The organism is Trichococcus sp. ES5 (assembly GCF_900067165.1).
Taxonomy (GTDB): domain Bacteria; phylum Bacillota; class Bacilli; order Lactobacillales; family Aerococcaceae; genus Trichococcus; species Trichococcus flocculiformis.
In genome coordinates this window covers 47,666-73,609 of sequence record NZ_FJND01000003.1, presented here as the reverse complement: position 1 = coordinate 73,609, position 25,944 = coordinate 47,666, and the positions used below count along the sequence as shown (strand labels likewise).

General features: G+C 44.4%; 25 protein-coding genes and 1 other annotated feature. Of the genes, 4 read left to right on the top strand and 21 right to left on the bottom strand.

Going from position 1 to position 25,944, the window contains the following annotated elements:
* Window positions 1-13 precede the first annotated feature (13 nt).
* From TES5_RS03870 to TES5_RS03855, 4 genes are all read right to left on the bottom strand, one after another.
* Window positions 14-1,408: a hemolysin family protein gene (locus TES5_RS03870; RefSeq protein ID WP_068559976.1), complete on the bottom strand. Its 1,395-nt coding sequence runs from the start codon at window positions 1,406-1,408 to the stop codon at window positions 14-16.
* Window positions 1,409-1,583: 175 nt separating this feature from the next.
* Window positions 1,584-2,942 (bottom strand): FAD-dependent oxidoreductase, encoded by a 1,359-nt coding sequence (locus TES5_RS03865; protein WP_068559974.1) that lies wholly within the window; start codon window positions 2,940-2,942, stop codon window positions 1,584-1,586.
* Window positions 2,943-3,122: 180 nt separating this feature from the next.
* The gene (locus TES5_RS03860) at window positions 3,123-4,226 is read right to left on the bottom strand and encodes an AI-2E family transporter (protein ID WP_068559972.1); all 1,104 of its coding nucleotides are present in this window, start codon (window positions 4,224-4,226) and stop codon (window positions 3,123-3,125) included.
* Window positions 4,227-4,248: 22 nt separating this feature from the next.
* Window positions 4,249-5,289: a M42 family metallopeptidase gene (locus tag TES5_RS03855; protein ID WP_068559970.1), complete on the bottom strand. Its 1,041-nt coding sequence runs from the start codon at window positions 5,287-5,289 to the stop codon at window positions 4,249-4,251.
* A gap of 153 nt (window positions 5,290-5,442) precedes the next feature.
* On the opposite strand from TES5_RS03855, the gene TES5_RS03850 reads away from it, so the two are divergent.
* Window positions 5,443-5,910, top strand: a complete 468-nt coding sequence (locus tag TES5_RS03850) for a GNAT family N-acetyltransferase (protein ID WP_232309283.1) — start codon at window positions 5,443-5,445, stop codon at window positions 5,908-5,910.
* 305 nt (window positions 5,911-6,215) lie between these two features.
* Here TES5_RS03850 and mgtE read toward each other — a convergent pair whose 3' ends face one another.
* The 5 genes from mgtE to TES5_RS03820 all read right to left on the bottom strand — a co-directional run bounded on the left by mgtE (window position 6,216) and on the right by TES5_RS03820 (window position 11,204).
* Window positions 6,216-7,592: a magnesium transporter gene (gene mgtE / locus TES5_RS03845; protein WP_068559966.1), complete on the bottom strand. Its 1,377-nt coding sequence runs from the start codon at window positions 7,590-7,592 to the stop codon at window positions 6,216-6,218.
* A complete protein-coding gene (locus TES5_RS03840) occupies window positions 7,567-8,454 on the bottom strand; it encodes an RluA family pseudouridine synthase (RefSeq protein WP_369813483.1) in 888 nt (295 codons plus the stop codon). The genes mgtE and TES5_RS03840 overlap by 26 nt, the downstream gene beginning before the upstream one ends.
* A gap of 298 nt (window positions 8,455-8,752) precedes the next feature.
* Entirely contained in the window at window positions 8,753-9,706 is a 954-nt protein-coding gene (locus tag TES5_RS03830) for an NAD(P)-dependent oxidoreductase (RefSeq protein ID WP_068559963.1), read from the bottom strand.
* Window positions 9,707-9,708: 2 nt separating this feature from the next.
* Window positions 9,709-10,539, bottom strand: a complete 831-nt coding sequence (locus tag TES5_RS03825) for an NAD kinase (protein ID WP_068559962.1) — start codon at window positions 10,537-10,539, stop codon at window positions 9,709-9,711.
* 23 nt (window positions 10,540-10,562) lie between these two features.
* Window positions 10,563-11,204, bottom strand: a complete 642-nt coding sequence (locus tag TES5_RS03820) for a GTP diphosphokinase (protein ID WP_068559956.1) — start codon at window positions 11,202-11,204, stop codon at window positions 10,563-10,565.
* A gap of 292 nt (window positions 11,205-11,496) precedes the next feature.
* Between TES5_RS03820 and TES5_RS03815 the strand changes: the two genes are divergently transcribed.
* Complete coding sequence (locus TES5_RS03815; RefSeq protein WP_068559954.1) at window positions 11,497-12,090, top strand: CYTH domain-containing protein; 594 nt, start codon at window positions 11,497-11,499, stop codon at window positions 12,088-12,090.
* Window positions 12,091-12,455: 365 nt separating this feature from the next.
* Entirely contained in the window at window positions 12,456-13,154 is a 699-nt protein-coding gene (locus tag TES5_RS03810) for a DsbA family protein (RefSeq protein ID WP_068559952.1), read from the top strand.
* Window positions 13,155-13,230: 76 nt separating this feature from the next.
* Here TES5_RS03810 and pepF read toward each other — a convergent pair whose 3' ends face one another.
* The 4 genes from pepF to spxA form a co-directional block, all read right to left on the bottom strand.
* A complete protein-coding gene (gene pepF, locus TES5_RS03805) occupies window positions 13,231-15,048 on the bottom strand; it encodes an oligoendopeptidase F (RefSeq protein ID WP_068559950.1) in 1,818 nt (605 codons plus the stop codon).
* 83 nt (window positions 15,049-15,131) lie between these two features.
* Entirely contained in the window at window positions 15,132-16,298 is a 1,167-nt protein-coding gene (locus TES5_RS03800) for a competence protein CoiA family protein (RefSeq protein ID WP_068559949.1), read from the bottom strand.
* Window positions 16,299-16,390: 92 nt separating this feature from the next.
* Window positions 16,391-17,053, bottom strand: a complete 663-nt coding sequence (locus TES5_RS03795) for an adaptor protein MecA (protein WP_232309282.1) — start codon at window positions 17,051-17,053, stop codon at window positions 16,391-16,393.
* Window positions 17,054-17,247: 194 nt separating this feature from the next.
* Window positions 17,248-17,646, bottom strand: a complete 399-nt coding sequence (spxA, locus tag TES5_RS03790; protein ID WP_068559948.1) for a transcriptional regulator SpxA — start codon at window positions 17,644-17,646, stop codon at window positions 17,248-17,250.
* A 388-nt stretch (window positions 17,647-18,034) separates the two neighbouring features.
* On the opposite strand from spxA, the gene trpS reads away from it, so the two are divergent.
* The gene (gene trpS / locus TES5_RS03785; protein ID WP_068559946.1) at window positions 18,035-19,027 is read left to right on the top strand and encodes a tryptophan--tRNA ligase; all 993 of its coding nucleotides are present in this window, start codon (window positions 18,035-18,037) and stop codon (window positions 19,025-19,027) included.
* A 207-nt stretch (window positions 19,028-19,234) separates the two neighbouring features.
* On the opposite strand, the gene TES5_RS03780 is transcribed toward trpS, so the two are convergent.
* The 8 genes from TES5_RS03780 to folK all read right to left on the bottom strand — a co-directional run bounded on the left by TES5_RS03780 (window position 19,235) and on the right by folK (window position 25,943).
* Window positions 19,235-20,242, bottom strand: a complete 1,008-nt coding sequence (locus TES5_RS03780) for a lipoate--protein ligase (RefSeq protein WP_068559943.1) — start codon at window positions 20,240-20,242, stop codon at window positions 19,235-19,237.
* A 62-nt stretch (window positions 20,243-20,304) separates the two neighbouring features.
* Complete coding sequence (locus TES5_RS03775) at window positions 20,305-21,045, bottom strand: MBL fold metallo-hydrolase (protein ID WP_068559941.1); 741 nt, start codon at window positions 21,043-21,045, stop codon at window positions 20,305-20,307.
* Window positions 21,046-21,286: 241 nt separating this feature from the next.
* Window positions 21,287-22,714: a protoporphyrinogen oxidase gene (gene hemG, locus TES5_RS03770; RefSeq protein WP_068559940.1), complete on the bottom strand. Its 1,428-nt coding sequence runs from the start codon at window positions 22,712-22,714 to the stop codon at window positions 21,287-21,289.
* A 118-nt stretch (window positions 22,715-22,832) separates the two neighbouring features.
* A complete protein-coding gene (locus TES5_RS03765) occupies window positions 22,833-23,918 on the bottom strand; it encodes a M42 family metallopeptidase (RefSeq protein WP_068559938.1) in 1,086 nt (361 codons plus the stop codon).
* A gap of 111 nt (window positions 23,919-24,029) precedes the next feature.
* Window positions 24,030-24,389, bottom strand: a complete 360-nt coding sequence (gene rplT / locus TES5_RS03760; RefSeq protein ID WP_068559936.1) for a 50S ribosomal protein L20 — start codon at window positions 24,387-24,389, stop codon at window positions 24,030-24,032.
* Window positions 24,390-24,445: 56 nt separating this feature from the next.
* On the bottom strand, window positions 24,446-24,646 hold the full coding sequence (gene rpmI / locus TES5_RS03755) for a 50S ribosomal protein L35 (RefSeq protein ID WP_068559934.1): 201 nt from the start codon (window positions 24,644-24,646) through the stop codon (window positions 24,446-24,448).
* A gap of 30 nt (window positions 24,647-24,676) precedes the next feature.
* The gene (gene infC, locus TES5_RS03750) at window positions 24,677-25,180 is read right to left on the bottom strand and encodes a translation initiation factor IF-3 (RefSeq protein ID WP_068559932.1); all 504 of its coding nucleotides are present in this window, start codon (window positions 25,178-25,180) and stop codon (window positions 24,677-24,679) included.
* A 43-nt stretch (window positions 25,181-25,223) separates the two neighbouring features.
* Window positions 25,224-25,357: a sequence feature (ribosomal protein L20 leader region), on the bottom strand.
* Window positions 25,358-25,442: 85 nt separating this feature from the next.
* Window positions 25,443-25,943 (bottom strand): 2-amino-4-hydroxy-6-hydroxymethyldihydropteridine diphosphokinase, encoded by a 501-nt coding sequence (gene folK, locus TES5_RS03745; protein WP_068559930.1) that lies wholly within the window; start codon window positions 25,941-25,943, stop codon window positions 25,443-25,445.
* Window position 25,944: the final 1 nt, after the last annotated feature.

The following is a 25,944-nucleotide window of genomic DNA, read 5'->3' as shown; positions in this document are numbered from 1 at the left end:
GGCTGCTCACCATTCAGTCTCTTTCTTCTGTTTCTTCCGCTCCATCGGCAGTTTCAGCTGCCTCGTCCTCTTTGAAACGTTCTTTTGCAGGCCGATCATTCTCATTGATATAAGACACGCCAACTTTTAAAAGCCGGCGGTTATCGAACGCCAATGTTTTGATGATCAATCCGTTCTCCTCGATGGATGCTTGCTCATTTTCTTCCGGAAACTCACCCAACTCCGTCAACAGATAACCGGCGATCGTATCGACATCCGCTGACTCAAGTTGCGTACCAAAATAATCATTGAAGCGATGCAAAGGCGTAGCCCCATCGGCTTCGTATACATTATCTCCAATCCGTTCGATCAGAACATAACTTTCATCATACTCATCCTCGATATCGCCAACAATTTCCTCAAGAATGTCCTCCAAGGTCACAATTCCGACCATACCGCCATACTCGTCATGAAGCAACGCCAACTGGTTATGGCTTTTCTTCAGGTAAGACATCAACTCATCCGTGAGTATGGTTTCTGGAACAAATAGTGGCTCATTCATGATTTTCCGCAAATCAATCTGTTCGATGGGCGTGTTTTTGGATTCCTTCAATAAATTTTTCAAATGCAACACACCAATGATATTATCCTTGTCGTCCTCGTAAATCGGTATGCGTGTATAAGGAGAATCCAGCGCGGCTTCTATGTTTTCTTCGACATCATCGTTCACATCGAGCATGAAGGTATCCGTCCGGGGTACCATTACTTCCCTAGCCATCTTATTGTCCATGGAAAGCACACCTTTAAGCATATTGAATTCCATCCGTTCGATGGTCCCTTCATCACTGCTCTTTTCCAACAATTCACGCACCTCATCACGCGAAAACATGTCATTTCCGCTTGTGAAAGTGATCGGTGTCATTTTCTCAAGAACACTCGTTGAAAAAGACAAGAACCAAACGAAAGGTCTCATCAGTTTTTGTACGACAGTGATGAAACCAGCACCGGCACGCGCCACCTCTTCCGGCCGTTGCAGTCCCAGTTGTTTCGGATACAACTCACCGAATACCAAGGAAATGTAGGAGAGTGCTAACGTCACGATCAGGATGGCAGCCTGTTCTGCTCCTGGTATATTACTCAGGTAGGGATCGAGTTTGGCTGCGAATGTATTGGCAGCCGAAGCACTGGAAAGGAAACCCGCGAAAGTGATGGCAACTTGGATGGTCGCCAAAAAGTCATCGGAATGATCCAAAAGCGCCAAAATTTTGCGTGCTTTTTCATCACCTTTGATTGCCTGGTTCGCCACCCTGTTTTTATTCAATGAAACAAATGCGATTTCAGATGCCGCAAAAAATGCGTTCACCAATGTCAATACCGCAATCAACAACAATTGCCAAAGCAATGTCTGATTACTGGGGTCTGTGGTCATAGAATGTTTCTCCTTCGTTTTTTAGATCTCTTTGAAAGTTGATTGTTATCTTTCATTATCTAATGACCCGGCAAAAAAAACAAGTATTTTATCCGGATATACCCTTTCTCCAACAAAAGAACCCCTCCGATAATCAACAAGCGATCACGGAGGGGTTCCAAATTATGGAATTGAATTATTTAGCAGCTAATTCAGCTTCTTGTTCCAAAGCCTTTTGAGCCAACAAGTTCAAGTAGTTCCAAGGACGGTCAAAATGAGGTTGGAAGAAGAAGTCAACAAGTGCCAAATCTTCAATCGTCATTTTGTTTTGGATAGCCAATGATAATGTGTTGGCTGATTGTGTGATGTCATATTTGGACATCAGTTGTGCGCCAACGATGCGGGTTGTGCCTACTTCATAGACAAGTTTCATCAATATTTTTTCGTTTGATGGCATGAATTCAGGACGGTAGAAATCTTCCAGAATTACGGAACGTGTTTCAAGACCGAATGCTTCGGCACTTGCGGAATTCACACCTGTTGAGCCAATGTTGAATCCGTTTAGGTATAAGCCTGAAGTGGACTGGGTTCCACGGTATTTCATTTTAGGTCCGTTGATGTTTTTCCCTACCAACATTCCCATACGTACTGCATTTGTTGCTAACGGAATATAAGCGTGCCCACCATTCGGATTATAGTTTACCGCACAGCTGTCCCCTGCTGCATAAACATCAGGCAAGCTTGTTTGCATGTAATCATTCACGATGATTGCGCCATTTCCCATCATTTCCACTTGGCCTTTGACAAGCTCAGTGCTCGGTCTGAATCCGACACAAAGAATGACCAACTCAGCGTCATATTCTCCGCCAGTAGTAACTACGGTAGTGATGTCACCCGCTTCGTTGTCTTTGAAACCTTTAACCATTTCGTTCAATTGAACTTTTACCCCATGTGCGCGCAAGTCATCTTCAAGGATATCCGTGAATTCAGTATCCAAATATTTATTCAGAATGCGATCTAAACCATCAACTAATGTTACTTCTTTTCCATCGTTGGCAAATGCTTCCACCAATTCGATACCGATGTAACCGCCGCCGACAACAACGATTTTCTTTTTATCGTCTTTACGTGCGATGATTTCTTTTGCTTGGTTGTAGTTTTTGCAAAGCAAAACATTTTTGCTCTGGATGCCTTCGATTGGCGGTATGATTGGCCATGAACCAGTAGTCAGAACCAATTTATCATAAGTGTCTTGGATTTCTTCCCCAGTAACTAAATTTTTCACAGAAACAGTTTTTGCCGCTGTATCAATGTTTGTTACATCATGTTGCATGTTTACGTTTGCGCCCAACGAAGCAAGTTCCTCAGGGTTAGAATAGAATAATCCTTGTGGATCTTTCACGACACCGCCGACGTAAAGCGCAATCCCGCATGACAAGAACGAAACGTTATCGTTTCTTTCGTATACCGTTACTTCAGTCCCTGGATTCTCCTTCAAAATTGTCTTCACTGCTGATGTTCCGGCATGTGTACATCCCACTACGATTACTTTCATTGTACTTCCTCCTAAATTTTCCGCATTAATATATTTTGCACAAATCAACCGCAACGATTCTCATAATTCATAATAAAAACTGCACAAATTGATTCGTTATGCTCTTAATACTTTTTATATAATAAAGGATTCCAAAGGTAAAAAGCAATCAATAACCCTTGGAATCCATATTAATTTTCATTATTCTTTATATAACACTTTTTTCTTCCTGTTTTTAACGTATCTGTGGACATATTGAACGATGGTTTTTACGACTGCATACGTAGGAATCGCCAATATCATTCCCAGAACACCGGAAATCTTGCCGACAGCCAACAACAAAAAGAGAATCGTCAGCGGATGCATATCCAATGTTTTGCCCAAGACGTTTGGTGAAATGATGTTCGATTCCACTTGCTGTACTACTAAGACAACCGCACAGACCAAGAGCGCTTTCGCCGGCGAGACTGTCAATCCAATTATTGCGGCCGGAATTAAGCCGATGTAGGGTCCAAGATAAGGAATAATGTTTGTGACGGCTGCAGTGACTCCAAGCAGGAAGGCGTAAGGCAATCCGATCAGTAGATATCCGATAAAGGTGAATGTCCCTACGAACAAACAAACGAGTGCCTGTCCGCTGATATATTTGGCGATTGTTTTGTTGATTTCCTTCAGGAGCGCCAAAACATCTGCTGAATACTCCTGAGGCAATAACTGAGCGACCGCTTCCGGAAACTTATGTCCATCTTTCAGCATATAGAAAAAAATCAACGGAATGATGACGACAAGCAAGGCAATATTGGCTACGGCCGACAGAACAGAACCGATGCTGCCAGTCAGGCCATTGAGAAAGGCGGTAATACTGCTTTGAATATTTCCGCTCAACTGGGACAATTGGGTCGGAATGTCCAGCCGCGCAACCCATTCCTGTTCAATCACTTGCTGATAGATATTATTCAGGGAACGGATAACACCAGGCAAATTTGTCAGCAACTCTCCGATCTGGGTTACAAGATTCGGAATGAGCGCTAAAAACGAGAAGATGACGATGCCGATCAGAAGCAACATGACTATCAGGATGCCTATCGGACGTTTGATGTTCAGCCTGTGCTCAAGCAGTTCGATGAACGGCGTGAAGATATAATACAGAAATCCTGCCACAAGAACTGGCGTAAAGATCGTAGAGATGAAGGCCCCGATCGGATAAAAAATAAAATCGATTTTGGTGGAAACCCAGACTAAGCACGCCATCACTAAGAGCCAAATACTCCAGTAAAGCAGATTTGTTTTCTTTAACTTTTCCATTGAATATCCCCTTTTTGCGAATCTAGTTTTCGATCATCGGAGCGGACAGATACGCTTCCAACAAGCTCGCGCACGCATCGAGAGACTTCCGATGGGTCCGCTCGTAGGCATGGCTTGCATCGATTCCCGGTCCGATCAAAGCATGGCGAACATCCCAACCCGCTTTCATGGCTGCAGAGGCATCACTGCCGTAAAAAGGATAGATATCCAACTTGTAAGGAATGGCCTTTGATTCGCACAATCTGACCAATTGTTGACGAAGTCCGAAGTGATAAGGGCCCGATCCGTCCTTCACGCAGATGGACACGGTATACTCGTCAGTCTGCTGATCATCGCCCATCGCACCCATATCGACAGCCAAATATTCCATCGTGTGCGGTGGCCTATTCGAGTTGCCGCCGTAGCCGATTTCCTCGTTGTTCGAAAAGAAGAAACAAGTCGTATACGGTAACATCAGGTTTTCGTCCGCGATACGGTGCAGGAACTGCAGCAAGATAGCCGCACTCGCTTTATCGTCCAGATGTCTTGACTTGATGTAACCGGATGGCGTAATCTCTGTCCGGGGAGCAAAGCTGATGAAATCCCCTACCCCTATGCCAAGCGAAGCGACATCCTTTGCAGAGTGCACTTCCGCGTCCAGACGAATCTCCATATTGTCTTGACTGCGTTCAGCCGTTCGCGCATCTTTGTATACATGGACACTGGTTTGGTGCAACAATATCGTACCCGTCCACTCTTTTCCGGTAGCAGCACTATGGATCGTGCAGTATTCACCATCAATTGAATGGTAAGTGAACCCGCCGATCAGCTCTATTTTCAAGCGACCATCCGGTTTGATTGCGCGCACCATCGCCCCCAGCGTATCGATATGCGCAGTCACAAAACGCCTTTTGTGGTCTTCGTTCCCTTTAACCGTCACCATCAAACTTCCTTTATGATTCCGTTCAGGCTGATATCCCTTTTTTTTCAGATTTTCATCCAAGAATCCGATGATTTCCGCCGTATATCCTGTTGGCGATGGAATGTTTGTCAATTGTTGGATTGTTTCAATTATGTCAAGCATACTATTCCTCCTCTAGCTGATTGTATAAGTATAGCAAAAGAAAGGCTTTAAAAAAGACAAAAGCAATTATTTCAGACAAAAAATGCTGATTCAGGTAAAATAAGAACAGAGGTTCCAACGAACCTAGTAAATTTTGAAAGCGAGGAATACGCGTTGTTGCATTTTGAATGGACACAAAATCTAAAATCCAAAACCTACAAGGATGCCTTGGACATCCGCAAAGAAGTATTCGTGGAGGAGCAGCAGGTACCGGTCTCGATAGAAATTGACGATTTGGAAGATAAAACCCTACACCTCGTTGGCTATGAAAAATCCATTCCGGTTGCCACTGCCCGCATTTATCCGATGGAAAACGGTAAATACAAGGTGCAGCGCGTTGCCATCCGCAAAGTCGTAAGAGAAAAGAAATACGGCAGCATTCTCATGCAAGAAATAGAAAGATACATACGTGAGCTCGGTGGCAAGCGCCTGTTCCTCGGCGCTCAGAACCATGCCATCGGATTTTACGAAAAAGTCGGCTATACCATCTGCGGCGAAGAATACGAAGAAGCCGGAATACTGCATCATGATATGGATAAAATGATAGAGCGTGATGAATCCCGGGTAGAAATCGAGCACTAAGAGGACTAACACTAAGCGGACGTTTTTTTGTCCGTGTGTGGTAGTCAGCTTAGGCACAGATTTCTGGGATTCAGAACGCGTTTGATAGAGCGTGATGATTCGCGTATAGACACCCGTACGTTGGAGTAACCGGGTGCCGTTCACCTCTTTTGTGGACGAAAGCCGGTTGCGAAACGGAAGTGGTGTCTGCGAATCAGAACGCGTTTGCGTAGAGCGTGATGATTCGCGGTTAGGGGATGAGCACCAAACCGTCAAAAAATAGGCAATGGACAAAGCGGTTGCTTGTTCATTGCCTATTTTTGCACCTACATAAGGGTGTTGATAAAATGTTTTGCGATATTGAAATAGATCAAAACGGAAGTCAAATCGCTGAAGGTAGAGATGAACGGCCCACTTGCGACGGCAGGATCAAAGCCAAGACGATCCATCAATACCGGAATCAAACTACCGGCCAGATTCGCAACCGTGATGGCAACCAACATGGAAATGCCGATAATCCCACCCAGGATAAAGTTTTGCTTCCAAACACCAATGACAAGCGCAATCGTGACACCTGTGACCAATCCGGAAATCACCCCAGTAGCCAACTCGGATAAAATGGAACGGAATAAATTCTTCTCTTCATCATCCTGCATGCCGATTTTCCGGACCGCGACGGCAAGAGATTGCGTTCCCGCGTTACCGGATGTGCCAGTAATCAAGGTGACAAATACGGAAAGAATCGAAGCATCCGAAATAAGCCCTTCATATTGACTGATCAAAGTGGATGTTCCCATACCCAAGAACAACAGCGTAATCAGCCAAGGCAGCCGTTTGGATGCCGCCACAAAAGGATTTTCCGATTGCTCCTCAACGTCGACCCCGGCCAAACCGGAGAAGTCGCTGACAGCTTCCTCATCGATGACGTCAATGATGTCATCGACGGTGATGATCCCCAGCAATACATTGTTTTCGTCGACTACCGGTACAGCCAGAAAGTCATAGTCCCTGATTTTATGAGCTACATCTTCTTGCCCTTCGTTTACGTTCACGGAAACGATCCGCTCACTCATGATATCGCTAATCATCATATCTTCATCATTCACGATCAAATCCCTCAAGGAAATGACGCCGACCAGCACATTATCCACATTGACGACGTAAATATAGTAGATGGTTTCCGCATCGGGCGCTTTACTCTTGAGGATGGCCATCGCTGATCGAACCGTTTGGTTGGCGACGATCGAGACGAATTCCGGCGTCATGATGGCCCCAGCAGTCTCATCTTCATAATTCAACAGGGCGCGAATTTCTTTTGCCGCCTCTATAGGCATAAGGCGCAGATACAACCAAATCCGCTCGTCCTTCAGCTGTTTCAGCATATCGACGGCATTATCGGCATACATGTTGGCCAACATATCAGCCGCATATTGATTGTTCATTTCCAAAAGATACGCTTCGATCGACTCGACATCTTCTTCGATAATTTCGAACATGTCAGCCATTTCATTTACGGAGAGATAATTGTACATCGCAATACGTTCCTCAGGCGCCAGGGCCAGATAGATCTGGGCCTGATCGTAGAGGTGATAGTCCAAAAAATCGGAACGGAATTTTTCCATATCCTCGCCTTGGAGTGATTCGCGGATTTTCGCAAACGCTTCGTCCAGTTCAAATTCATATTGTGGTTCCAACACGGACATCAGCCTCCTTGTCTCTCTGTCTGCTTTCCCATTTGATAAAATCATCCGGCAACGGCGCTTCTATCTTTAAGGGCTCCCCACTGATCGGATGCACAAATGCCAATGACTCACAATGCAGGGCTTGCCGCAATATTTCTGGGTCAGCCTTTCCTCCGTAAAGGTCATCTCCAAGCAGAGGCGCACCGATGGAGGTGAAATGCACCCGAATCTGATGGGTCCTTCCCGTATGTAACTTGATTTTCACAGCCTGCCCATCAGGATAGGTCTTATCCAACCAATATTCCGTCAGCGCTTGTTTACCGTCTTCCCTGACCATTCGCGTCATGATCGAATCCTCTGTCCTGCCGATGGGGGCATCGATGAATCCGTGGAGTTGCGTCAGCACCGGTTCGGATAAGATCGCTCGGTACGTTTTGTCGACTTCCTTGTTGCGCAATAACGTGTCCATCAGAGCATGCGCGTACCCATGCCTTGCGAAAAGCATCACACCGGTCGTATCCCGATCCAATCGCGTGACAATATGGATGACTTGGTCCGCATAGCCTTGACGTTGGTAGTAGCCTTTGACGCGGTTCGCCATAGAAAGACGCGGGTGCACCTTTGATGGGATGGAAGCAGCGCCAAATGGTTTGTTCACAATTAAAAAGTGGTCGTCCTCAAACAATATGTCCAAAGGCATATCCACTCCGACAGTCGTTTCATGCTCCCCTTCATCCGGAATCCGGATCATTACTTTATCGCCCTTCTTCAAGGTCGCCAACACCGTTCTTTCTTTACCGTTCAGCCAGATAGTGCCACCATCAAATTTAATCGTAGCCAGCAGACTTTTTGATATACCCTTGGAACGTAGAAAGGTCTTCATTTGTATCGTCTCTTCTTTTTCATATATCCAGCTAAAAATCACTACACACTACCCCTACTCTATACCAAATCTCTAAATGCGGATCAGCCAGCTTAATTGTTTCTTTGCTGATCCGGATAGTGAACAGATCACCAAGCATTACAATAATCCTGAAAGCTTCAGGATTCAGCCCGGTAACATACATTCCTATTCTAACCAAAATGAGGACATTCCACAACTCATGCCCCGCCATCATGTAAAAAAAATTGGCAAAAAAGGCCGCACCTGCCAAGTCGCCGATGCAGCCCTTCTTTATCTGTTAATATTTTTTCCCAAAATCAATCAGATTGCGGCTTGGTTTGCCGTCTTCCTTGTAACTCTTTGCGTTCTCCAAGACAACTTCAAACAGACTGTCCCGGAAATGTTCAACCACACCCGAAAAATGCGGCGTAATCAGTATCTTTTCATGCCTCCATAATGGACTTTCTGCCGGCAACGGTTCCTCGTCGAACACATCCAAAGCCGCGTAGGCCACCGTCCCATTGTCCAACGCTTTGATGAGACTATCGCTGTCCACCGTGGCGCCACGCCCGACATTTACGAAGAGAACACCCTGTTTCATGCGCGAGAATAGAGCATCATTGAACACGCGGTAGGTCTCATCCGTTTGGGGGAGGATATCCACGACAACATCCGCAAAATCGATGACTGTAACAATATCATCCATTTTGACCGTCACATCCATGCCAGGTAAATCCTTACCGCTGCGATTGACAGCGATGACTTTCATACCGAATGCTTTGGCCAGTTCTCCCAGCCGATTCCCGATGTGACCCGCACCTACGATCATCATCGTCTTGCCTTTCAGTTCCTGGAGTTCCATGGTCTGTTCCCATTTGCGTTGCGGCTGATTCAGGATCGCAGCCTTCAATCCGCGCATATGCGAAAGCAATACGCCGATGACGTATTCAGCAATCGGTTCAGCATGGATGCCGCTCGCGTTCGTCAAGTAGATTCCCTTTCTTTCAAAGGTTTCTAAGGGAAGACTGTTCACGCCTGCCGAAATCGCTTGGACCCATTTCAATGAAGGCAACTTTCCTTCCTCCAACAGGTTGGTCAATTCGTCGTTCCATCCGACAGTCCATTCGACTACACTGAACGCTTCTGTTTCCGCGTCATCGGTAATCATCTCGTAATCCGGGTAGAGCCCCTTCAGCGCTTCGATGTGCTGTTCCTTCAAACGCGCCTTCAGCAGCCACTTTTTGGTTGACATATTCACCGCTCCTTTGTCCGTTCGTTCCTATCGTTTTTCTTCACGCCGATGAACGCATCCTCCACCCGATCCCAGAAATGCGTGTGACGGTAACGCGCAAAATGCACGCGCTCCTGAGCAATCCGGTAAACCAGTCGTTCGATGCTTCGTTTCTTGAATGTCAAATGATCCACAGACAAAATCAAGCGATCTTCCTTGTGGGGATAAATAACGATCCATTCGTCTTTCGCTATGATCATGGGTGAACTCAGCGTCCGATAGATGCGGTTATTCACCGAGGCCATCTCGGTCAGCTGGATAGCTTCCGTGCGAGGATGGATAACGGCTCCACCAAGCGATTTGCTGAACCCGGTCGAACCTGTAGGAGTGGAAACACAAAGACCATCGCCCCGGAATGTCTCGAACAGCTCATCCTTCACGTAGATATCGCAAACCATCGTTCCGTCCATTTTCTTCAAACTTGCTTCGTTCAGAGCGATGTAGCGGGTTTCTTCCTCCTCATCAGCATACTTGACGCGCACATCAAGCAGTGGATAGCTGACGCTTTCCCCTTTGTCATGCTTCAGGCTTTCCACAAGTTCCGGCAGTTCATAAGTACGCCAATCCGTATAGAAGCCCAGATGCCCAGTATGGATTCCCACAAATCGCACATGGTTCAATTGTCCTTCGTATTTATGGAAAGCCGAAAGCAATGTGCCATCGCCCCCGATCGATACCACAAGATCCGGATGGTCCGTGATAATTTCAATTTTTTCAGAGAGGCACATCTCTTTGAACTTCGCCGCAACGGATAACGTCTCTGGCGTCTGGTTATGGACCAGTGCAATTTTCATATCCGATCTCCTCTCGAATAATTTTATCGTCCATCTTCTTTCTTATCGGAAAAATAACGTTGAGCATCCTTGATTTCTTCGCGTATTTCCGACATTTCTTCGTCCAGACGAAAGGCAGCTTCTGCCGCGCGTATCAGACGGTCATGCAATTCTTCCGGATATTCGCCCCGATATTTGTAGTTCAACGAATGTTCGATCGTTGCCCAAAAATTCATGGCTAATGTCCGGATCTGAATTTCGACGAGTATTTTTTTCTCTTCATAAATGCGTTGGACCGGATATTCGATCACCATATGGTACGAGCGATAGCCGCTCTCTTTTTTATGCGTAATGTAATCCCGTTCTATGATGATCTCAAAGTCATTTCTTGCGCGCAAAAGGCGCACAACTTCATGTATATCCTCTACAAATTGGCACATGATCCGCAAGCCGGCAATATCCTGCACATCCTGTTCCAGTCTGGTCAAGTCGATATCCCGGACTTCCGCCTTTTCCAATATGCTTTCCTTCTTTTTGACCCGCCCAGTGATAAATTCGATGGGTGCATGCACATTCTCATCGCGATACTGCTTACGGATTCCCTTCAGCTTAACTTTTAATTCCTCTACCGCTTGTTCGTACGGCGCTAAAAATGAATCCCAGTTTTCAACTTCCTTATTTTCCATAGAACGACACCCTATCATATAGTATATGCTACTTTATTTTATCACAATTATTTATGATTCTATACAATACTTGTCAAAAAGGACGGAATTCATTTTTTATTCAAATATAAACAATACGCACTTTACATCAGTATCGCTAAATGATAACCAATGCAAAACTTATGATACAATATGATTAAGATTTTGCATCGCCTACTCGATTATGTGCTGATGAATGGATTTGACGCGCATTCGAATTTTGATCGGCTACCGCGATCAAAATGACCCTCTTAACAGAAAGGAAGTACCGACAATGAGCCAAAATATTGAAAAAGAATTCAAAAATCTATTAAATAAAGAAGAATACGAAGCGTTGATCGTTGCCTTCGACCTTGATGAAACTGAACCGACCAAACAAACCAATATCTATTTCGATACACCTGATTTTAAACTGAAGGGTCTGAATAGTGGACTGCGCATCCGGATGTATGAAGATAAAGGTGAAATTACACTGAAGACGCCTATCCAAGAAAATGAAAAGTTGGAAACGAATGATGATTTGACTCTCGATGAAGCAAAAACATTGGTCGAAGCTCATCGGATGAAAGCTTCAGGGAATGTAGCCGACAAATTGAAGGGATTGGGTATCGCGCCCGAAGACCTTGTCATAATCGGACAACTCTCCACCATCCGCTATGATTTCCCAGGTGACAAAGGTACCTTCTTCTTGGATAAAAGTTTCTACCAGGATCAGATGGATTACGAATTGGAATTCGAGTCCGAGTCTTTGGAAGAAGGAGCCCTCATATTCCAGAATTTTCTGAAGCTCCATGGCATCAAAGTCCGAAAAGCGAAACAAAAAATCGAACGTATGCTGGCCTATCCAAATTCGACGACACATCGATAGTAGATAATTACCGACGATCCATCTATATAAACAGATCCATTCTCCGCAGAATCGAACGAAGAATGGATCTTTTTGCTTATTTCAACGCGTAAAACAGACAAAAGCGCAAAATTTTTCTGTCTGAATCGATTTTTAAGCTATACAAGATAAAAGAATCAATCGATTTAGTTGCAAATTAGTTCATTGTCTCGTAAAATACACCTTGACAATGAAACAGCCGATACTGAACAAGAAAAAAGAAGGTCATAAGGAAGAACTATTGCCGGTCTTCAACAGGCAACTCTTCGGGAAGCCTTATTGCTACTTGTTTGGGATTTTTTTTGGTAAACTAAAAGTAAGCAAAACAGGAAAGAGGGAGGATTAAAATGTATAGGTCAAAACAGAATACAGCTGATTCTATCTCTTCTCCTCAACAGATTTTTGAGCTTTATCTATTCGTGAACCCGATAGGCCACAAGTGCTACCGTACCGAACAAGAAGTTCTGAAATTCATGAGTTCATTGGAAGGCCCGAAAGTTCACTTCCGCTTCATCACTTTCCATAATTTCAATACCGTGACGCAGTACATGAAGAGATTAAATTTGCCGGAAAAAGATTTAACCTTACGCAATCAAATATACAGTTCCATCTATGATGCCTCTTTGGCATATAAAGCTGCCTTGATGCAAGGCAAAAAACGCGGCCGCAACTTTTTGCTTCACCTGCAGAAATCACTTGCGGACGGTAAGACCGCCTACTCTAAAGAACTATTAACGGTAGTGGCTATCAAAGCTAATCTGGATGTCGACATGTTTTTTGAGGACAAAGAATCACCTTTCGTAAAAAGCAGCTATGAAGCAGATCAGCATATCGCCCAAGAGATGAACATCAAAACAAATCCTTCGCTTGTCATCTTTGATAATCTGAATTATCAATACGGCCTCTTGTTGGAAGACAACATCACTGCCGAAATACTGCATGAAGTAATCAAGGATTGCTCGGTAGCGTGTGACCAGAAGAATGCCAACCTGAAGAAAACAAACATCACGACAATCGGAAAAAACTACCAACGCATCACCCACTGATAGAAAAAGCTTCGCGGTCCACCAAGGGCCGCGAAGCTTTTTCTAATGAAGACTATTATCAAGGGGACTATGTTGATTAAGCCTGTTGCGCTGCAATCAATTGTTCTAGTTCATTCAGACGTTCCTCGAACACTTTCATAGCATCCTCGATGTAAGCCGACTGAGTCATGTCCACGCCAGCTTTTTTCATAACTTCAATCGGATAGTCACTGTTTCCTGCTTTCAGATAGGAAAGGTACTTCTCCAACGCACCCACTTCACCCTCAACGATGCGTTTGGCCAATGCCGTCGCAGCCGAAAAGCCGGTAGCGTATTGATAGACGTAATAATTATAGTAGAAATGCGGAATGCGGGTCCATTCGATGCCGATTTCAGGATCCTTTTCGACGCTCGGACCATAATACTTGGCATTCAATTCCGCATAATAAGAAGTCATGAAATCTTGCGTCAACGGAACACCTTCCAAGGCTTGCTGATGGATATAGTGCTCAAATTCAGCAAATTGGGTTTGGCGGAATATCGTTCCTTTGAAGCCGTCCAGGTAATGATTCAAAATATAGATGCGGACTTTGGGATCGGTTTGGGTCTTCAACAAATAATCGGTCAAAATATTTTCATTCGTTGTCGAAGCGATTTCGGCCAGGAAAATCGAATAATCTCCGTACACATAAGGCTGGTTCTTTCTTGTCAGATAGCTGTGCACGCTGTGACCCAATTCATGGACCAATGTATACAATTGATTCAACGAATCTTGCCAATTCATCAGAATGTACGGATTTGTGTCGTAGGCACCGGAAGAATAAGCTCCGCTGCGTTTCCCCTCATTCTCAAGCCAGTCGATCCAACGGTTGTCAAATGCTTCCTGGAGGATAGCCAAATAGTCCTCTCCAAGCGGCTGAAGACCTTTCAAGGTTTCTTCCATCGCCGCCTCGATACTGTATTTGATTGGGGCTTCCCCTGTCAATGGCGTATACATATCGTACATATGCAACTCCTCGACCCCCAACAAGTCTTTACGCAAGTCCACATAGCGATGCAACAAAGGTAGATGTTCATTCACCACATCCAACAACGTGTCGTAAACGGATTCCGGAATGTGATTGTTCGCCAGAGCGGCTGCACGGGCGGATTCATATTTATGTACTTTGGCTTTGTAATTGTGCGCCTTCACGTTAGTCGATAAGGTAGTCGCAAACGTATTTTTCAGACCATCATATGTCTTGTATAGTGCTTTGAAGGCTCCTTCACGGACTTCCCGATCCGGGCTTTCCATCAACTTTCCATACAAACCATGAGTCAATTGGACCTCCTGGCCCTCTTCATTTTTCACTTTCGGGAATGTCATATCAGCATTATTGAGAACGGAAAAAGTCTTGCTTGGCGCAGCAAAAATTTCTCCCGCACCCGCCAATAACTCTTCTTCTCTGGCGGTAAGGACGTGCTCACGAGCAGAAGTAAGGCTATCCAATAAATGCGCGTAAGGTTTCAGCTTATCGTTTTCTGCTAAGTACTTCTCCAGTTCATCCTCCGGAATCTCCATGATTTCTGGCTCGAACCAAGAGGTAGCTTCACTGACGCTCGTCAAAATCGACAAGGCTTTATCGTGCAAATTCTGATACAGACTGTCCGCCGTATCCTGATCATTCTTCAGATGGGAATAGACATAGACCCGTTCCAACTTTTGATTGATTTCGAGGACTTCTTCAATCCCTTTCAATAGAGCTTGACTGCTCGAGCCGATGGTTCCCTGCAAAGCCCGTATGAAAGGAACCGCTCCCGCTAATTCATCCAACTCTTTCTCGAAAGCTGCATCCGTCGGAAAGATCGCTGTCAAATCCCACGTGGAAGCCTCAGGGACTTCCGCTCTCTTTAAATGTTTCTCTGTGTTTGTCATCCACTTTCCCCCTAAAATTATTTCAATAGTATAATTTTAGCATACCTTAGGGCCGAAAGGGTACTGGCAAGAATATACAGATTCTAACTCAAACACGAATGATGATCCGTTTCATTTCTGTTCAACGGCTCGGATAGCAGGACCCATGCTTCCCTGCCAATGGCTGCGGCGTGGCCATCCTCGACCAACCGCATCATGAATTGGAGCAAGGGTTCCCATAGAAGTTCCATGTTGGCCTCCATCGCAACACGTGTCCGGATTCTGTTCGTGCGTATACAAGTTGACAGCCACTCGAGAAGGTATTTTTTTGTGAGAAGCTTTGCCGTTTCCGGATTACTGAAGTCTTTAAGAAGGTAGTAACGCCAGATGTATGCCGGCGTTCGGATGCCTAACGTTCGACAAGGTAACTCAAACAGGAATGCCGGCAAATGATACAAATCCTTCCGATCGAGATAGACCGCCAAAAGAAATTTCCGATGCTCCGGATCGGTTCGATACCGCAACAGATTGATATCCTTCGCCTGCATATGTTTGCGGTCAACGATTTTGCCGGCAGACGGCAGCAGCAAATCTTTGTACCCTGGCAAGCAACCTTTTGCGTAAAGACTTTCTAAAGCAACAACTTTAAGATCATCCACCGGAATCGCAATCTTCATAAAATGAAAGCAATCATCGCTGCTCAACTTTAGATGGTGATGGATGGCTATTTCATTCGCTGCTGTATCCAGAATACAAATCCAATTCCCGAGTGCATCGGAATGATTCAAGAATTGGCAGATCGACTGCGTTATTTTGATGCCCCCCGGTCGATAATGCGTTCCACAAATCCACCACACTTCGTAGCCGAATCTTTGGTACCCCTGTGTACGTGCCCTAAGATCGGCAGGCGAAATCGGACTGCATTGGTACTCCACAGCAATTTTCTTTCCATTTTCCAGAACCAGCAGGAGATCCGGACGCTGCTGCAATTCCGGAAGCCAACACTCCAAAGTGACAGCAACCCCTTCACGCCGAAATTTCTCCAGAAGCATTTGTTTTCCCATCAGGTGAGGAAGTGTTTCACCTTCCGAAAAAACGGCGCAATCCGATTGTTGGTGATGGGCAAAATGAGCGATCATGACATCCCCTTTTTTCAGCACCAACCTCCCCTTACAGGCCGGGCAATAATACTCCCCGATAGTTTTGCCTTTTTGTTTTGAGGCTTGATAAGCTGGAATCAATTCCCCACTTGCATTTCTAGCGATCAACATAAACAACCGCCCTTTCTTTCTGTTTCCCATAATATCCGCGAATGGACAAGAAAAAATCCGACCCAGTCGAGGGTCGGATCAGATTTTTTTATTTATTTGAAGTAATGTCTGGCTGATTCCAATGCGTTGTCTTGGATAACCAGCTTGCCGTATTCGCCAAGTATCTCAACAGCGATATCAGATTCCTCAGAAAATTCCAGCGCCTTCAAGATTTCGTTGTCGATATTCGTTTCCGTCATCTCATCTATGAAATAGACAACCGCCAAATAATACTGATTATCATAGTAGTAAAGCGAAGAGACGCCGCTCTCCAAAAACATCCGTTTCGCCAGCTCCAAAAAGTCGTCAAAACTCTGGAATTTGAATACGACTTCCAAAGGTGCCATATCCTCTTCTTCAGTAGCAGCAGCCGTTTTGTCACGTTCATTGAAACTCTTCGTCTGTTTTTTGATGTAATCCACTACATGCTCCAATTGATTGGAGCCATTCGCCATATCGAAGTCGTCTTCGTTATTCATCCCTTTACTGATGAATAACTCTAACCCATTTCCATTAGGCAGCACTTGGAAAGTAATTGCATCTGATTCATGAAATTGATTATCGACATCTACTTCCTCGAGGATGCTGTAAAAAAAGCTCTCGATTTGCTTTTGATTTCCTAATAAATCCAGAAAGGTGATACCTCTTTCCTCCAAATCAGAATTCTCAATCAAAACGCGAATTGTGTTTTCGTTGATGTTTTCCATTTCCATCATGCTTCACCCCACTTTTCTTTCCCTATTTTTCTTATACCCATTGTAAATCAAATCGCAAAAATGTAAAGACAAAAGCACAAAATCTTTCAACTTCTCATTTACTTTCTCATCTATTCGTTTCTTTCCGTAAAAAAGACAAGTACAACCGTTTTTCCGGTGCACTTGTCTGTTGATTCTTTTTTGATTGCTTTTGACTAGAAGTTTGCCAATCTTTGCGCTTTTTGTAATTCCAGCGCGCGGACTTCCCTTGGCAAGAAACGACGGATTTCATCTTCGTTGTATCCCACTTGCAAACGTTTTTCGTCCAAAATGATCGGACGACGCAACAGACCGGGATTATCCTCGATCAAAGTGAATAATGTATTTAAAGGTAATTCGTCTAAGTCGATGTTAAGTTCTTGGAATGCTTTGGATCGAGTGGAAATAATCTCCTCAGTGCCTTCTTCAGTCATTTTTAGGATGCTCTTGATTTCAATTTCTGTCAAAGGTTCGGAGAATATATTCCTTTCAGTATAAGGGATGTTATTTTCTTCTAGCCATGCACGTGCCTTGCGACATGAGGTACAACTTGGGGAAGTATATAATGTTACCATCTCTGATCTCTCCTTTATTCGTAAGTTTTGTTTGTGAATCACTTACAAGACTTATTATAAACCAATCTAAGCACAATAGCTATCCTTTTTTTAAGGACTCTACAAATTTCAGACACATTTCAGACACATTTACACTTTTTTAAAGTCAGCAAAAACATTGTGAAACCTTTATTTAAAGGCTTTTTTACATCGGGCAACTTTCTTTTGAAACTTTATAATTTATAATAAATATCGTTTGATAATTATTTTTTTCCGAATTCAGCCTAATTAATAAAAACGCTTCCACTCGTTCCGCAATCGCTCAACTTTGTGCATTCGAATAAAATCGTGAATACAAGCCGGATTTGCGTTATAATAAAAAGTGACGTACTTAACCTAGGAGGCATTTATGAAAAAGAAAATATTTTCCGGCGTTCAGCCCAGCGGCATCCCGACAATCGGGAACTATATCGGAGCGATGAAGCAATTTGTGCAGCGTCAAGAAGATTATGACTGCACCTACTGCATCGTAAACCAGCATGCGATTACCGTTCCACAAGATCCAGCGACCCTTACAGAAAGGACACGTGGGTTGGCAGCTCTTTATCTGGCGCTTGGAATCGATCCGAACAAATCGACTATTTTCATCCAATCGGAAGTCCCTGCGCATGCTCAAGCAGCTTGGATCGTCCAATGCAACACTTACTTGGGCGAATTGGAGAGAATGACCCAATTCAAAGATAAATCTTCCAAACAAGAGACCGTTTCGGCCGGATTACTGACTTACCCTCCATTGATGGTAGCTGATATCATCCTTTACAATACGGATTTCGTCCCTGTTGGCGAAGACCAGAAGCAGCACATGGAATTGACAAGGGACTTTGTGCAACGTTTCAACAACAAGTATGGAAAAGGCAACAAAATCCTGTCGATGCCGGAACCGATGATTCCAGAAGACGGCGGACGGATCATGAGCATCCAAGACCCTACCAGCAAAATGAGCAAATCCGACAAGAATACCAAAGGATACATTTCCTTACTGGATGAGCCAAAAGTCATCCGCAAAAAAATCAAGAGTGCCGTCACCGACTCAAGCGGCATCATCGAATACGATAAAGAAAACAAGCCTGGCATCTCGAATTTGTTGACGATTTTCTCGGCCTTCACCGATAAATCGATTGAGGAATTGGTCAAAGAATTTGCCGGTTCAGGTTACGGTAATTTCAAAGAAAAATTGGCGGATGCCATCATCGCTGAATTGGAACCAATGCAGATTCGTTATTATGAGCTATTGAGTTCCAAAGAACTGGATGACATTTTGGATGCAGGAGCTAAACAAGCGAATGCAGTTGCTTCGGAAACACTGAGACGCATGGAAACAGCAATCGGCCTCCACAGATAGAACAGAAATGCTGAACGAGTTCGTTTAGCCCTGAAAGAAATTTAGGAAATCATACCGTATGAGCATCGTAGAGCACAATAGGTAAGATTTATCTAATTTCCGAAGGGCTAACTCGTGAAGCTGGACAAGAAATGCTGAACGAGTCCGTTTAGCCATAAAGATCTAAAAGAGAAGCTCCGCAAACATTGCGGGGCCTCTCTTTCTTTATCAGTACAACTCTTCTAACAACTCTTCGGCGGTCACATTGCCGAAGTATTTCTTGATGTCAAGTTCATTCAGTTTGTCCAGGATGTCCTGTTTGGCATATTTGACGCCAATAAACGCTTCTTCAACATCTTTGATTTCACCCAATCCGAAGAAATCACCAAAAATCTTCAACTGTTGGATATGCCCCTCTTCAACATTCAAGCGGACTTCAATGGAGCCGATGGGGAAGCGATGATGTTTTTGGATTTCGAATTTAGGCGATTTACCGTAATTCCAATCCCAGTTGCCAAAGTACTCTTCCCGGATTTCATATACGCGTTTCCAATCTTCATCGGTCAAGTGGTACTCTTTTACTTCTTCACGCGTTTCGACATCAAAAATCGACAGCAGCATCAAGTCACGGAATTGTCCCGTAGTCAGATTTTGATAAGCCTCATCAACAAATGGTTTGATGTTGGTCACGCGGCTGCGGATCGACTTGATCCCTTTCGATTCGATTTTCTCTTTGCGCGGTTTCAACGCACTCGTTACGGCATCCAAATCAGAGTCGAATAGGATCGTCCCATGGGCCGTCATTCTTCCGTTTGTCGCGTACATGGCATTCCCTGAGAATTTTTTTTCTCCGATAACCAAGTCGTTTCTTCCTTTTAATTCAGCTTCCTTGACGCCTACGCTGTGCAAAAAGGAAATGACCGGCTTAGTGAATTTTCCGAAATCGCGGAAAGAATCGCCATCATCTTTCGTGATGAAGCAGAATGAAAAGTTACCTAGGTCGTGGTATACTGCGCCCCCTCCGGACATGCGGCGGACGATATGGATTTTATTTGCTTCGACATAGTCAGCATTGATTTCTTCGATCGTATTCTGATTGCGTCCGATGATGATCGACGGTTCATTTATATAGAACAACAGAATCGGCTCGTCCAAGATCTTTTCCTTCAATAAAAATGTCTCCAACGCAATATTAACGCTTGGATCCAACTGTCCTTGATTATCTACAAAATACATATGCCTGTTCCTCTCCCATTCTTCATTATGATTTGTTGTTTCATTCCGGATTCTGAATCCGGTCAGATGGTGATGATCCGATCTTTTTCAGCCAACGTCACGGACACTGATGGAGCAGCCTCTTTCGCTTGGTCCAGGAGCACAGACAGCGTACCTTTTTGCGGCAAATGAGTCAGGATCAATTGTTTGACCGCGGCTTCTTCAGCTAACGTCCCGACTTCGCCTGCAGTCATATGTGCATGGTGACGCTCGTTTCCGTTGAACAGATTGGCATCAGCCAAGAACAGGTCAGCATCCTTCACGAAAGGCACAAATGCCGGTAAATAGGCTGAATCCGCCCCGAAAACGAAGACTTTTCCGGTTGCGATTTCCTCGATCCGCAACGCATAGCACGGAACCGGATGGACGGTTTTCAAAAAACGGATCCGGAAAGGTCCCAACTCCAACGTTTCTTCCGGAGCATAGGCAATCCCTTCGCTCACCCCCGGCATCTCCAACAAGCGGAAAAATTCCGATTCGACATGACCGTATATCGGCAATATTTTTTTAGATTTACCGACTGCAGGCTCTTTCAGCTGGAAAGTGTACTGCAGAACACCCAAATCCGCAATGTGATCCGCGTGATAATGGGTCAAAATGACCGCATCCAAATCCAACGGATCCAGATGATGTTCCAGAGACAATAAAGCATTGCTGCCGACATCGATCAATAGTTTAAAGTCATCGGATGTCAGCAGATAAGCTGTCGTACCGACATCTTTTGTAGGATAGCCACCCATGCAGCCCAAAATAGTCAATTCCATTAAACATCCTCCAATCCAATATCTGATAAGCAAAGAATCTTATTCAGATTATAACATGCCTTCAGCTTTCGACAATCGAAAATCATTTCACCCCTGTAGAAAGAAACAGTTTTCCGGTAAATAGGTAACAGTTAAACATCATTAGATTTATTATAGCACCAAACAAAAATAAACACTATATGAATTTAAAAAACAGTCCACCCTCCTTTGTAATCATACAGATAGGCGAACTGTTTCATTTTTAATTCGGACTGTTGTTCTTTTCCATTTCTTTCATGTAGCGGATCGCCTCATCAGCCAAGCGTTTTCCCTCTATGATGGCATTTTCCATTCCATAACCCGTCATTCCGTTCCCTCCGACAAAAACGCCTCTTTTTGCATACTCTCTATCGACTGGATAATCATCATCCAGCATCTCTTGTCTTTGCTGCAGACTGAAATGCGGTACGGCTTTTTCCCAGCGATAAAAAATGACCTGTAGAGGTTCTTCAGCCAAAGTCAAAATTTCCTTCACTTCATTCTTGATGATCTCCATCACGAGAGCATCAGCTAATTCTATCAAGGTTTCTTCCAAACGTCTGCCGAATTCCACAAGTATATAATAGTGTTCAGCCTGCTCAAGCAACGGCCATTTGTTGTTCAGGACAACAACCTTGGTAGTATGATAGGAACTTTTTCGCGGAATCACAAATCCTTGTCCCTCAGGCGGATTTTTGACTGCTGTTTTGTTTATTTTGAAAAAAACGGTTCCGACACTGGTACTTTCGGCTTTCGGGATAGCAACCTCACTGGTAAGACCTTCCAAAAAACTTAAGGATTCCTGAGGGTTTGTTGTGACGAGAACACTTCCGGCACGCATGGATTCACGTCCATTCAATTCAATCAGCAGCAAGTCTTCCGCAACACTGCTCAATGATTTCACTTTCTGATTCACATACAGATGGCCTTCCGAGTGCTGGGCCAAAGATTTGATTAAGGTTGTCAGTCCGCCTTTGAAGGTATACTCCTGACCGGATCCATCCGCAAAACGCAACAACTGTTCTTTTTTATTTTTTCCGATATGTGCCCTTCCGAAAATGGTCACCAAATTGTCATCGAACAATTTTACCGGCATTAATTCCATAGAGCCGTAGACGCTATCAGGATAATAGGGCTCAGCCATATAGTCGACCACTTCCCGTCCCAAACGAAATTCCAAAAAGTTGTCAGTTGAATACTCAGGGTTCTCATGCAAGTTTTTGGACAAAAACAGACTATTCATGAACGCTCGGAACTTTGCATCAAAGGTCAATCCATTGGCTTGCCAAATACCATTCGGAAAAAGTGGTATGCCGTGGTAGGTAGACATAACGTCATCGATGACTGCATTCCCATCGAACAACACCAGTTTCCCACCTTTGCTGAATTGAATTTCGCTTTCCAAGCCTAATTCCCGAAAAAACCCGGAAATATCCGCTCGCCTTGAATCGAAAGCTGATGCGCCTACATCAAACGCATACCCGTCCATCTCAATCGTATGGATCATACCGCCCACTGCGGATCGATCCTCCAGAACGACATACTCAAAAGGAAGGTTTTGTTTCCGGATGGCTTTATCGATTTCATAAGCAGCTGTCAATCCTCTAAGTCCACCGCCGATGATTACGATACGTCGCTTCAACTTCTCCATCCTTCCATCCCCTCCTCTTGCTTTCTTGACACCTACTTTATCACTATCTATATCTTACTCTATCACTCCGCAAAAATATGTGGATATTTTTTGACAGATGTCCATGTTTTGCATATTGTCAGACGTTTTCGCGGATCTGTCTGACTGTTTCCGCATCCAAACGTTTGACTATTTCAGTGACTAATTTGACTGCGTTCAAATAGTCATCCTCATGGATCATGGAAGTGTGTGAATGCAGGTATCGTACCGGAACAGTAATAGCAAAAGATGGAATACCATCCAGGCTCTGATGCTGAGCACCAGCATCTGTTCCGCCACCTGTGATGACCGTGTACTGGAACGGAATTTCACATTCTTCGGCAACACCAACAATAAAATCGCGTAAACCACGATGCGGGATCATCGATGCATCATAAATCAATAATTGCGGCCCTTTGCCTAATTCGGAATCCGCTTCTTGAGGCGTCATTCCCGGTGTATCTCCAGCAGTTCCTGTATCCAAAGCAAAGGCGATGTCCGGACGGATCATATGTGTGGCTGTCTTTGCACCACGCAGCCCCACTTCCTCCTGAGTATTGCCGCCACTGAAAATTATATTCGGATGCGCAGTATTTGCAAGATTTTCCAATACTTTCAGTGCAACGGCAAGTCCGATGCGGTTATCCCAAGCTTTCGCTAAAAGAAATTTGGAATTGTTCATGCGTTTGAAAGAAATGTATGGCGTGATCATATCGCCAGGTTTGATGCCCCATTCTGCTACTTGCTCCTTCGAAGAAGCACCGATATCGATGAACATATCTTTAATTTCATAAGGTTTTTTGCGCGCTTCCGGCGTCAGTACATGTGGCGGTTTACAACCGATGACTCCGTGGCAACGTTCGCCTTTAGAGTTGGTGATTTCCACTTGTTGGGCCAGCATGACCTGATTCCACCATCCACCTAATGTTTGGAATTTGACGAATCCCTTCTCGGTGATACTTGTGACCATGAAGCCGACTTCATCCAAGTGCCCCGCCAATAAAATAGTTGGCCCTTCTTCCGCCCCTGTATGTTTGGCAAAGAGCCCGCCCAATCCGTCCTGCGAAAAACTTTCAGCGAAAGGTTCCGCGTAGCGTCTAAAAACTTCTCGGACCTCCCCTTCATTGCCTGGAACGCCTCTCGCATCCGTCAAATCGATCAGCATTTGTAATTCTTTCTCTTCCAAAATGATACCCCCATTGATTTAGTGACATAAAATAAGTATAGCATTTACTACAAGAAAAACAAAAAATCGCCGCACTCCCAGTCAATGACCGGGGAGGCAGCGATTCAAAAATTATTTAGCCAAAGCAGCTTTAGCTTGCTCAGCTACTGCAGCGAATGCCGCAGCGTCTGTAACAGCCAAATCAGCCAACATTTTACGGTTCATTTCGATACCAGCAAGTTTCAATCCGTGGATCAAAGTGCTGTAGCTCATGCCGTTGATACGAGCAGCCGCGTTGATACGGGCAATCCATAATCTACGGAAGTCGCGTTTCTTTTGACGACGGTCTCTGTAAGCATAAGTATAAGATTTCATTACTTGTTCTTTAGCTGTTTTGAATAATGTATGTTTTGAACCGTAATAACCTTTAGATAATTTAATAATCTTTTTGCGGCGTTTACGGGTTACTGTCCCACCTTTAACACGTGGCATAGTGATTTCCTCCTTATTAGAACCATGGTTCTATCTCTTATTGTTGTTATTTAGAATTATTTCATTTGTGATAATTGTTGGCTGATACGTTTGATATCAGATGCGCTAACCATTGAAGCTTGACGCAATTGACGTCTTTGTTTCTTCGTTTTTCCGTGGAATCTATGGCTTGTAAAAGCGCTCCAACGTTTTAGTCCGCCGTTACCAGTTCTTTTGAAACGTTTAGCTGAACCACGGTGAGTTTTTTGTTTTGGCATTTGTCTTTCCTCCTAAATTAAGTTACAAATTTATTTATCGGCTTTGGGTGCCAACATCAAGAACATGCTTCTTCCGTCCATTTTAGGATGAGATTCAATCGTCGCAACGTCAGTAAGCTCAGAAGCAAGGCGATCAAGGACCCTTTGTCCGATTTCTTTGTGGGTGATCGCACGTCCTTTGAATCGAATCGATGCTTTCACTTTGTCACCTTTTTCCAAGAATTTGCGTGCATTCCGCAATTTCGTTTGAAAATCATTTTCGTCGATGGAAGGACTCAAGCGTACTTCTTTAAGGCTTACCACTTTTTGGTTTTTACGGGCTTCACGTTCACGTTTTTGTTGATCGAAACGGAACTTACCGTAATCCATAATACGGGCAACGGGCGGGTTTGCATTTGGCGATACCAAAACTAAATCTAAATTAGCTGCTTCTGCAATCTGCAATGCATCACTTTTCGATTTGACTCCTAGTTGCTCGCCGTCACTACCGATGATGCGTAGTTCGCGGGCACGGATGCCGTCGTTAACCATCATATCTTTTGCTATGGTCGTTCACCTCCATGATATTTGAGAGAAAGAACGCAGAAAAAAGTCGGCGGGTCATACTAACCCCGCCGACAATACTCGCATTGCTGCAAGTTACTTGTACATATCTGGCCCAGGGACGCAATTGTCCACTTAGGCGAGAAGCGGGTGCCTCTGCTTAATTTCTCAACTTTTACAGTATACCTTGTTAAAATAAAAACGTCAAGAGCATTTCAACAAAAATCTTCATTTTCAATATACGTTCAGACATTCAGGATTCCGGTGCGTATTTCCAGATTTCTTCGAGATCCTTCGCTGGCAATTCCGCCACTAATTCATTGACTGTCTTGTTCCATTCCGGAACGACATACTCCGGATTCAGTTCCTGCAGCGGCAACAGTACGAAGGAGCGCTCCTGCATTCTCGGATGCGGCACAGTAAGCCGTTCTTCATCGATACTCGCCACTCCGTACAAAACAATGTCGACATCCAAGGTACGCGGTCCGAATCGAATCGTCCGTACTCTACCGAGCTCCTGTTCGATAGTTTGGCAGCTGTCCAGCAAATCCAAAGGTAACAATTCCGTTTCTGCTTCAAACACTAGGTTCAGAAAATCAGGCTGATCGAGATAGCCTACCGGTTTCGATTCATAAATAGAAGATACGCGCTTCACTTCGACACCCGACAAGGAGTGGAAAAGCTCCAAGGCTTTATCAAGATGGGCTGCACGCGGCTCCAGATTCGTGCCTAATGCAATGTACGCGATAGGCATG